The 9,501-nt window shown below is 69.1% G+C and carries 12 protein-coding genes; 5 read left to right on the top strand and 7 right to left on the bottom strand.

Annotated features, from left to right (window positions below; all coding sequences use genetic code 11):
- Positions 1–207 precede the first annotated feature (207 nt).
- Genes nhaA through ON21_RS01565 form a run of 3 tightly spaced genes read left to right on the top strand, consistent with a single transcriptional unit; the run spans position 208 to position 3,030 of the window.
- Positions 208–1,509 carry a Na+/H+ antiporter NhaA gene (gene nhaA / locus ON21_RS01575; RefSeq protein ID WP_083880346.1) on the top strand — a complete coding sequence of 434 codons (1,302 nt, stop codon included), beginning with the start codon at positions 208–210 and terminating at the stop codon, positions 1,507–1,509.
- A gap of 33 nt (positions 1,510–1,542) precedes the next feature.
- The gene (locus ON21_RS01570; protein ID WP_039794553.1) at positions 1,543–2,049 is read left to right on the top strand and encodes a phage holin family protein; all 507 of its coding nucleotides are present in this window, start codon (positions 1,543–1,545) and stop codon (positions 2,047–2,049) included.
- Between the two features lie 45 nt (positions 2,050–2,094).
- Positions 2,095–3,030: an alpha/beta fold hydrolase gene (locus ON21_RS01565; protein WP_039794551.1), complete on the top strand. Its 936-nt coding sequence runs from the start codon at positions 2,095–2,097 to the stop codon at positions 3,028–3,030.
- Between the two features lie 167 nt (positions 3,031–3,197).
- Here ON21_RS01565 and ON21_RS01560 read toward each other — a convergent pair whose 3' ends face one another.
- The 4 genes from ON21_RS01560 to nth all read right to left on the bottom strand — a co-directional run bounded on the left by ON21_RS01560 (position 3,198) and on the right by nth (position 6,532).
- Entirely contained in the window at positions 3,198–4,391 is a 1,194-nt protein-coding gene (locus ON21_RS01560) for a MarP family serine protease (protein WP_039794550.1), read from the bottom strand.
- Positions 4,388–5,104, bottom strand: a complete 717-nt coding sequence (locus tag ON21_RS01555) for an NUDIX hydrolase (protein ID WP_039794549.1) — start codon at positions 5,102–5,104, stop codon at positions 4,388–4,390. The genes ON21_RS01560 and ON21_RS01555 overlap by 4 nt, the downstream gene beginning before the upstream one ends.
- An 85-nt stretch (positions 5,105–5,189) precedes the next feature.
- A complete protein-coding gene (locus tag ON21_RS01550; protein ID WP_051020159.1) occupies positions 5,190–5,834 on the bottom strand; it encodes a TlpA family protein disulfide reductase in 645 nt (214 codons plus the stop codon).
- Positions 5,831–6,532 (bottom strand): endonuclease III, encoded by a 702-nt coding sequence (gene nth, locus ON21_RS01545; protein ID WP_051020165.1) that lies wholly within the window; start codon positions 6,530–6,532, stop codon positions 5,831–5,833. Before nth ends, ON21_RS01550 begins: the two co-directional genes overlap by 4 nt.
- Before the next feature lie 223 nt (positions 6,533–6,755).
- On the opposite strand from nth, the gene ON21_RS01540 reads away from it, so the two are divergent.
- Both ON21_RS01540 and ON21_RS01535 read left to right on the top strand, forming a co-directional pair.
- Positions 6,756–6,998 carry a hypothetical protein gene (locus ON21_RS01540; RefSeq protein WP_039794546.1) on the top strand — a complete coding sequence of 81 codons (243 nt, stop codon included), beginning with the start codon at positions 6,756–6,758 and terminating at the stop codon, positions 6,996–6,998.
- Between the two features lie 132 nt (positions 6,999–7,130).
- Complete coding sequence (locus ON21_RS01535) at positions 7,131–7,805, top strand: Crp/Fnr family transcriptional regulator (protein WP_039794544.1); 675 nt, start codon at positions 7,131–7,133, stop codon at positions 7,803–7,805.
- Between the two features lie 66 nt (positions 7,806–7,871).
- Here ON21_RS01535 and ON21_RS01530 read toward each other — a convergent pair whose 3' ends face one another.
- From ON21_RS01530 to sp36, 3 genes are read right to left on the bottom strand one after another with little or no spacing between them, the layout of a single operon-like run.
- Complete coding sequence (locus ON21_RS01530) at positions 7,872–8,663, bottom strand: MBL fold metallo-hydrolase (protein WP_039794543.1); 792 nt, start codon at positions 8,661–8,663, stop codon at positions 7,872–7,874.
- Positions 8,664–8,702: 39 nt separating this feature from the next.
- Positions 8,703–9,161, bottom strand: coding sequence for a RidA family protein (locus tag ON21_RS01525; RefSeq protein ID WP_039794541.1), 459 nt, complete (start codon positions 9,159–9,161; stop codon positions 8,703–8,705).
- Positions 9,162–9,178: 17 nt separating this feature from the next.
- Positions 9,179–9,340: a Sp36 family protein gene (gene sp36 / locus ON21_RS37810; RefSeq protein ID WP_085994820.1), complete on the bottom strand. Its 162-nt coding sequence runs from the start codon at positions 9,338–9,340 to the stop codon at positions 9,179–9,181.
- Between the last annotated feature and the right edge of the window lie 161 nt (positions 9,341–9,501).

Here is a 9,501-nt window from a genome sequence, read left to right as displayed (position 1 = left end):
GGCGTCTTCGAGGCGATCCGGGCGGGCAAGGGCTGACCGCACAGCATTGAGCGCGGCCGGTGGCGAGATTCGTCACCGGCCGCACCCGTTAAGATTGCGTAAGGTGTGCCGGGAAGTCTGGTCGGCGAGCGGTCGCGTACCCGTCGAGCCGATTCCGGTGGGTGCGGCCTCCGCGCCGCCCGACCACCGGCCGAAAGGTTTCCCGTGATCACGCAAGTGCGCTCGGAACTGTCCCGCTATCTGCGCACGGAAACTTTCGGCGGCGCATTGCTTCTGATCGCGGCGGCCAGCGCGTTGCTGTGGGTGAACTCCCCCTGGGGAGCCAGTTATCTGGCGATCACCGAGACGGTCGTCGCGATACCGCGGCTACACCTGGAACTGACCTTGGCCGAATGGACCGCGGACGGTCTGCTGGCGGTGTTCTTCTTCGTCGCCGGACTGGAGCTCAAACGCGAACTGGTCGTCGGCGAACTCGCCGACCGCAGACGCGCCACCCTGCCGGTGGTCGCGGCGATCGGCGGTGTGGTGACCCCCGCGCTGATCGCGGCGGTGGTCGGGTTCGGCATCACCGGGATGGATCGCGGCTGGGCGATCCCGGTCGCCACCGATATCGCGTTCGCGCTCGCCGTGCTGGCGCTGACCGGATCCCGCATCCCGGCGGGCGCGCGGGTGTTCCTGCTCAGTCTGGCCGTGGTCGACGACCTGATGGCGATCGTGCTGATCGCGGTGCTGTTCACCACGACCGTGTCGCTGTGGTGGCTGCTCGCCGCCGCCGGGTGCTTCGCCGGGTGGGCATGGGGTCAGCACGCGCGAATCCGCACGCCGTTGCTCTATGTCCCGCTGGCGTTGGTTTCCTGGTACGCGCTGCACGAGGCGGGCATCCATCCCACTTTGGCGGGCGTCGCACTCGGCTTGCTCACGCGGGTGCGTCCGGATCCCGGTGAGCGGGAAGCGCCTGCCACCCGGCTCGAGCACCTCTTTCAGCCGATTTCCGCGGGATTGTGCGTTCCGCTGTTCGCCTTCTTCGCCTCCGGAGTCCCCTTGAATCCGAGAATCTTCGGCGAGTTGTTCACCGACCGCCTCGCGCTGGCCGTGATTCTCGGCCTGCTGGTGGGTAAACCGCTGGGGATCTTCGGGATGAGCTGGGCGGCAATCCGGTTCGGGGTGGCGACGCGCCCCGGCGGTCTCGGCTGGCGGGACATGTTCGCCCTGTCGGTGCTCGGCGCGATCGGCTTCACGGTTAGCCTTCTCGTGGCGGAACTCGCGCTCGCCGATGCCGCGGGCGAGTCGGCCGTCGAGTTGGCGAAGGCCGCCGTGTTGGTGACATCAATGACGGCGTCGCTCGCCGGTTCGGCGCTACTGTTGCGGCGTGGGCGTGTCCACCAGGCTCGGCGGGACGCCCGTGCGCTACAACGTGAACAATACGGCGGCGCGAGCGATCCGCCCGGAGGCGGTAGCCTGCGTGACCACGGAGGACACCGGGAGCACCGCCGATCGAACGGGAGTTGAAGCAGTGCCGGGACAGGGAGAAGGGTCGACCAAGTGAGTTTCAACCACGGCGGTAACGGGAACGACGCGGAGCGCGGTCGTACGGTCACCTCCATTCCGCTCACGGATGCCGATCCGCTCGGTTCCGCGAGTTTCGGGACCCTGGTCCGCGACGCCGCCGAGCAGATGTCGACCCTGGTCCGCGCCGAGGTCGAGCTGGCCAAGGCCGAAGTCACCGGTGAGATCAAGAAGGGCCTGCAGGGCAGCGTCTACTTCATCCTCGCGCTCACCGTGCTGTTGTTCAGCACGTTCTTCTTTTTCTTCTTCCTCGGCGAACTGCTCGACGTGTGGCTGGCCCGCTGGGCGGCCTTCCTGATCGTCTTCCTGCTGATGGTCGTGGCGACCGCCGTGCTGGCGTTCCTCGGCTACCGCCGGGTGAAGAAACTGCGCGCGCCGGAGAAGACGATCGATTCACTCAAGCAGGCGCGTACGGTACTGCCGCACGGCTTGGGCGCCGCCGCGCACGACGACCGCATCGCCTTGGAGAAGCAGACTTCCTAGGCGCGCGTTCGCGAGCCGGTACGGCGGCTACTAGGCTCGATCGGCGTGTCGGCGAACTTCCTTCCGGATCCGTCCAGCGTCCGTTACGACGGACCGTGGACGCATCGGGACGTTCACGCCAACGGCATCCGATTCCACGTGGTGGACGCGGCGCCGGAACGGCCGGATGCTCCGCTGGTCGTGTTGCTGCACGGCTTCGCGGACTTCTGGTGGTCCTGGCGGCACCAACTGACCGGCCTGGCCGAACTCGGCTACCGCGCCGTGGCCGTCGACCTGCGCGGCTACGGCGACAGCGACAAGCCGCCGCGCGGTTACGACGGCTGGACCCTCGCCGGTGACGTCGCCGGGCTGATCCGTGCGCTCGGCTATACCGAGGCGACGCTGGCCGGGCACGCCGAAGGCGGCCTGGTCTGCTGGACCACGGCGGTGCTGCATCCGCGGCTGGTTCGCTCGATCGCGCTGGTGGGCTCGCCGCACCCGTCGGCGCTGAAGAGTTCCGTGCTGCGCAACCGCCGCCAGCGCGCGGCCTGGCTGCCGAACTTCCTTCGCTATCAGCTCCCCCGGTACGGCGAGCACTTGCTGACCACCGCCGACGGCTTCGAAGTCGAACGGCTGCTGCGCCAGCGGGTGAGCGCCGGTTGGGCGGGCACCGCCGAATTCGTCGACACCGCACAGCGGATGCGGTCGGCGATCCGGATCCCCGGCGCTGCGCATTGCGCGCTGGAGTACCAGCGCTGGGCCTTCCGCAGCCAGTGGCGTCCGGACGGCCGCCGGTTCATGGCGACCATGCGTGAACCCATCCACATCCCGGTCCTGGCCATGCGCGGCGAGCTGGACCCGTACGTGCTGCCGGGAACCTTCCGCCGCGACCTTCATCTCTCACCGGAGCGGCGGCTGGCCGGTATCCCGGCCGCGGGGCACTTCGCCCATCAGGAGAACCCGGACGCCGTGACGAAGGAACTCGCCGAACTCCTCGACTGATCTCTTTGGTCCCCGACCGCGGGTTCGCGGCCGGGACCAAAGGGAGACGAACGGGCGCCTACACCGAATCCGTGCCCTCGCGTCCACAAGCGCGAGCACCCCTGCGGCCGAACGAGTCACGCGGCACCGATGGTGTGTGCGGCCCGCGTCGCGCTGAGCACCGCGGATCAGCTCAACACGCACGCTCCGGTGGCCACCGGACCATCGGAACGCTGCGAAGCGTCGAGCTCGGAGCGGACTTCGTTGAGCGTCAGCACATAACCGGTGTCGTTGTCGGTCACCGCCGCGCCGAACACGACCCCGAGCACCTGTCCTTCGGTATCCACCAGCGGCCCACCGGAGTTGCCTGCCTGGACGAGCCCGCGGACCGTGTACACCTCACGCTTCACCGTTCCGTCGCGATAGATGTTCGGGCCGGTCAGATCCAGGGTCTCGCGGATCCGGGCCGCGCTCGCGGTGTACCGGCCACCGCCCGGGTAGCCGAGCACGATGGCGCTGTCGCCGGTACGGGCGGGCGACGGCGCCTGAGGCACGACCGGAGCGGTGAGGCCGGGCACCGACAGCACCGCGACATCCGTGAACGGATCGAACAGCACCACCGAAGCGGGCAGCGACCCGTAAGCGGTGTCCACGTCGACGCTCGTAGTGCCCGCGACGACGTGGGCGTTGGTCATCACACGCTCCGGAGCGATCACGAAGCCCGAGCCCTCCAGCGCCCGCTGGCAACTCGGCGCGACACCGCGGATACGCAGCACGCTCTGTTGCAGCGAGGCGGCGACCGGGCTGGCCAGCACGCTCGGATCGGGTGGTTCCACGGCGGCGATCGGCGCCCGCCCGAACGGCCCGATCACGTCCGGAAGGCCGGAGGTGTTCAGCAGTTTGGAGAATTCGTTCGGCAGCTTGCGCAGCCAGTTCGGCGCGACGTCGTTGACGTCGGCGAGTACCCGGGAGCCGTTGATCGCGGTCGCGATGGCCGGCTGCGACGAGGTGGCCAGCGGCAGCGCCAGCAGCCACGCGGTGACCAGCACGGCGACCGCCTGCAGCACCGCCCCGACCACGCTGTCCACGCTGCGTGTGAACGGATGACGCATGCCGCTGCGCGCCGCGCGCCCGAGCACCATGCCCGCGACCTCACCGACGATCACCAGCACCACGATGAGCAGCACGCCCGTGAGCACTCTGGTGCGTCCCTCGTCGACGTGCACCAGGATGTGCGGCGCGATCAGGATGCCCGCCACCGCACCGAGCACCACGCCGAGAAAGGCCAGCGCGGAGGCCACCGCGCCTTGCCGCCACCCCGAAGAGGCGGCGAGCAGGGCCAGCAGCACGACGGCGATGTCGAGCCAGGCCGATGAGCTCATAACGTCATCCCCACGGCGGCGAGTGCGGTCTGTAGATCACGGACGTCCTCGTGGTCCCATTCGCGGTCCCAGCCGGAGGCCTTGCTGATCCCGGCGAGGATGCCGCCGGTAAGGCCCCAGACCAGCATGCCGTCCACCTGGAACGCCGGGCTCTGATAGCCGAGCGGGCTGCGGACCAGGAAGCGGTTGGCCGGGTCCAGCAGTCGCGCGAGCGGAACGCGCACGACCCGCTCGGTCTCGCTCTGGTCGACCACTTTCACCGCACCCGGCGTGCGCCAGTACGCGAGCACCGGCGTCACGTCGAAACGGGACACCGGCACGAACAGCTTCGGCTGCACCGCGAACGGTTCCACGCCGGAACGGTCGAGGCCGGTCTCCTCGCAAGCCTCCCGCAGTGCGGTATCGATCGGTCCGGCGTCGCCCGGGTCCGCCGCACCACCGGGGAAGGCCACCTGGCCGCGATGCTGGCGCAAGGTCGAGGCGCGCTGGGTGAGCAACACTTCCGCATCGGCGGGCAGCCCGCCGGGCGCTTCCGGGTCCGGCTCCGGCGAGCCGCCGAACAGCACGAGCACCGCCGCCTGACGCGGTTTCGAGGTCACGGTCATGGCGCGGCGCAGCGCACGCGCCCTGGTCATGGTGTCGGCGCTGTCGGGGGCCGGTTCGGCCGAGCGGGTCAGCCATGCCGGGATGCCGGGCGGCATCTCGATGGTCATCGCGCACCTCCCCCGCGCCTTCGCCCACCGACCCGCGTGCACGCCCGCACCGTCACCTCCACCATCGATTCATCCACCCGCATCGTCATGCGACCACTCCGAGCTTGCCCGCGACGGTATTCGCGATGTCATCCACCCCGTCGAAAGCGCGCACCTCGACGTCGGCGACCGAGCCGTCTGCCCGCACCAGCACCGAGATCGGCAGCACCGCGGGGGCTCCGACGGCCGTGCGCACTCGCGCGTCGGCGTCGAGTACGCCGGGCAATCGAACATCCAGTCCGCGCAAACGGGACAGTGCCTTGGCCTCATCAGGGTCGCTGTGCACGGTCAGCACCGTAATCGCGTTTCCGGCGCGTTGGGCGTATTGCTGCAAATACGGCAACTCCCTGGCGCACGGTGCGCACCAGTAGGCCCAGAGGTTCAGCAGGGCGGGCTTGCCGGCCAGCGCTGCGGCCAGGTCGACCGGCCTGCCGTCCGCCAGGCATCCCAGTGTTATCCCGGCCAGCGGACCGTTACCAGGGACTGCGCCGCTCGGGCAGTCGGGCAGACGGGCGGCGGCGCGCAGGTCGTCGGAGACGCCGGAGGCGACGGGAGCCGGGTGTTGTTCTTCGGTCCGGTCGTCGCCGCGCGGCCACACCGCGACCGCGAGCGCGACCACGACGATCAAACCGGCAAGTGCCCAGCGCCACGCATGTCCCGTACTCCTTCGGCCCGAGGGCTCCGAACTCACCGGCCCACCAGCTCGAGCAGATGCTCCCGCTCCGGCCCCTTCACCAACTTGGCCGCGGCTTCCGGATCGGTCGGCCCGATCCCGAACGACGGACAGTCTTTGACGAGGACGCACGCGCCGCACGCGGGCTTGCGGGAATGGCAGACGCGCCGTCCGTGGAAGATGACCCGGTGCGAGAGGATCGTCCATTCCTTGCGCTCGATCAGCGCGCCGACGATGTGCTCGACCTTGACCGGGTCCTCCTCCTCGGTCCATCCCCAGCGGCGCACCAAGCGGCCGAAGTGGGTGTCGACCGTGATGCCGGGGACCCCGAACGCGTTGCCGAGGATGACGTTGGCGGTCTTGCGCCCGATGCCGGGCAGCTGGACCAGTTCGGTCAGGGTGTGAGGCAATTCACCGTCGTGACGTTCCAGCAGCGCTTGGCCGAGTCCGATCAGGGAGGAGGCTTTGTTCCGGAAGAACCCCGTCGGGCGGATGTATTCCTCCAGCTCCGCGCGATTTGCCTCGGCGTAGGCCCGGGCGTCCGGGTAGCGGGCGAACAGCGCGGGCGTGGTGAGATTCACGCGCTCGTCGGTGCACTGCGCCGAAAGTATCGTCGCCACCGCCAATTCCAGCGGTGTGGTGAAATCCAGTTCGCAGTGCGCGTCGGGGAAAGCGGTCGCCAGTTCCCGGTTCATCCGGCGCGCGCGACGAACCAGCCCGAGCCGGGTTTCCGCCTGTCGTGCCCTGGTTTTCCGTTTCGGAGCCGCGGCGGCGACCGGCGGCGTTCCGGAGGGCTCGGAGCCGGGCGGAAGCCCGTTCCCGGAGGCGGTGGAGGGGGAGACGCGCACGCGTCCACCATACGGAACCGCCGGACAACGTTGCCCTTCCAGTTCAGTTGCCGTGTTCCATCTGAGACCTCGACGGTGTTTACTGCTCGTCATGCAAGGACTCGCTGTGGTGCTCTTCCCAGTGGTGCTGATGCTGTTCGCACTGGGTATGGAGCGGGTCGAGAACCGGCTCCGCAAGCTTCTCGAACCCGACGAAGAGGTTCAGCAGTACCTGGACAAGGCAAGCAACGCCGAGGTGAAGGAGCTGACGAAACTCGGTCTGCCCGCCGCCGTTGCCCGGATGCGCAAGCGCCGCTCCCGCGGCGAGGAGATGGACGTGGCCCGCGCGAGCTGAGGCGGCGCGAGTGTCGCGCAATCCACTCGTTACGTGGTGTCCGTCACTACGCTGTAGTGACGCCGCGTAGACTGCGCTGTTGGCCGAGTCGCTTCGGTCCGGTACAGAGCCATTTCCCTAAGGAGCACATTCGTGGACGAGGCCCTCGCCAGAGCAGGCATCTTCCAGGGCGTCGAGCCCACTGCGGTGGCCGCCCTCGCCAAGCAACTTCAGCCGGTGGATTTCCCGCGCGGTCATGTCATCTTCAACGAGGGTGAGCCGGGTGACCGGCTGTACATCATCACGTCCGGCAAGGTGAAGATCGGACGCCGTTCGCCCGATGGGCGCGAGAATCTGCTGACCATCATGGGCCCGTCCGACATGTTCGGCGAGCTGTCCATCTTCGACCCCGGTCCGCGCACCTCCACCGCCACCACGGTGACCGAGGTACGCGCGGTGACGATGGACCGCGACGCCCTCAAGACCTGGATCGACCAGCGGCCGGAGATCGCCGAGCAACTGCTCCGCGTCCTCGCCCGCCGCCTGCGCCGGACCAACAACAACCTGGCCGACCTGATCTTCACCGACGTGCCCGGCCGCGTCGCCAAGGCGCTGCTGCAGCTCGCGCAGCGCTTCGGCACGCAAGAGGCGGGCGCGCTGCGCGTCACCCACGACCTGACCCAGGAGGAGATCGCCCAGCTGGTCGGCGCCTCCCGCGAGACCGTGAACAAGGCGCTCGCCGACTTCGCGCATCGCGGCTGGCTGCGGCTGGAGGGCAAGAGCGTGCTCATCTCCGATTCCGAGCGCCTGGCCCGCCGCGCCCGGTAAACGAGCACCCATACGACGAAACGCCGGGTTCAGCGCTCCACTGAACCCGGCGTTGTGTCGCTCCCGCTAGCCGTGCACGCGCAGGTAGTCCAGTTGCGCCTGCACCGAACTGCGCGCCGCGGGCCACAGCCGCTTGTCCACGTCGGCGTACACGCGCCGTACGACCGCCATCGCGCCCGCATCCGAGCCGAGCGTCCGCAGCGCCTCCCGCACCTGATCGAGGCGCTCGTGCCGATGCGCGATGTAGTAACGCGCCACCGGCTCGAGATCCGGATGATCGGGCCCGTGCGCAGGAAGCAGCGCCTTGCCCTTGCCCGCTTCGACCAGCCGGTCCAGCGAGGACAGATAGTCGGCCAGCGTGCCGTCGCTCGAGTCGAGCACGGTGGTGCCCGCGCCGAGGATGGTGTCGCCGGTCAGTATCGCGTCGTCGAGCACGAAACTCACCGAGTCACCCGTGTGGCCCGGCGTGTCGAGCACGGCGATCCGCAGGCCCGCGGCCTCGATCACCTCACCGTCGACGAGCGGGGCGTCCGAGCCGCGCAGGAAGCCGGAATCCTTGGCGCGCACCGGCGCCCCGGTCAGCTCGACGAGCCGATCGATACCGCCGGTGTGGTCGTGATGGCGATGGGTGATCAAGGTGAGGGCGACCCGGCCGCCGGTCGCCTCGGCGATCGCGGCGCTGTGCGACTCGTCCTTCGGCCCCGGGTCCACCACCACACAGTCCGACCGCCCCGGCGCGCGCAGGATCCAGGTGTTCGTTCCCTCCAGGGTCATCTGTCCGGGATTGTCGGCGAGCAGCACCGCCGCCGTCTCGGTGACCTGCCGGAGCTGCCCGTAGGCGGGGTGTGTCAACGTCATCGCAAAACCTCGGATAGAAACGGAGCCGACAATTCCGGTCTAGCGCACCTCGGCGATCAGTTCGACTTCGACCGGAGTGTTGCGGGGCAGTTCCGAGACACCGACGGCCGAGCGCGCGTGCTTGCCCGCGTCACCGAAGACCTGACCGAGGAACTCCGACGCACCGTTGATCACCACCGGCTGATCGGCGAAACCGGGTGCCGAGGCGACGAATCCGACCACCTTCACGATCCGCACCACCGCGTCCAGCCCGACCAGATCGTGCACCGCGGCCAGCGCGTTGAGCGCGCACAGCCGGGCGGCTTCCTTGGCCGCCTCCACCGAGACCTCCGCGCCGACCTTGCCGACCGCGGACAGCTCGCCGTTCACGAACGGCAGCTGACCGGAGGTGTAGACGAGCGACCCGGTGCGGATCGCCGGAATGTAGGCCGCGACCGGGGCCGCGACCGGGGGCAGGGTGATTCCGAGTTCGGCGAGGTTCTTCTCCCACTGGGTCACTGCGTCACCCTCCTTCGCTACTTGGGCCGCTTGAGGTAGGCGACGTGCTGTTCACCGGTCGGGCCGGGCAGCACGGTGACCAGCTCCCAGCCGTCGGCTCCCCACTGATCCAGAATCTGCTTCGTCGCGTGCGTCAGCAGCGGGACGGTCGCGTACTCCCACAAGGTCGTATCACTCATGTGCGAGAGCGTAGCTCTGTCTGATTGCCGCGACTTCGTCGCGGCGTGTTCGCGGCCCCTTTGTGGCTCGCGTGTGCGCGACCGCCGCTTGCTCCTTCGTCGCGGACGCGGCGGCCGAGCACACGCGAGCCGGGCCGCGAACGGGACAGGCTCGGTCTCGC

It is taken from the genome of Nocardia araoensis NBRC 100135, from assembly GCF_000308435.1.
Classification (GTDB): domain Bacteria; phylum Actinomycetota; class Actinomycetes; order Mycobacteriales; family Mycobacteriaceae; genus Nocardia; species Nocardia araoensis.
The sequence above is the reverse complement of the archived record's forward strand: the minus strand, read 5'-3'. Positions and strand labels throughout refer to the sequence as shown.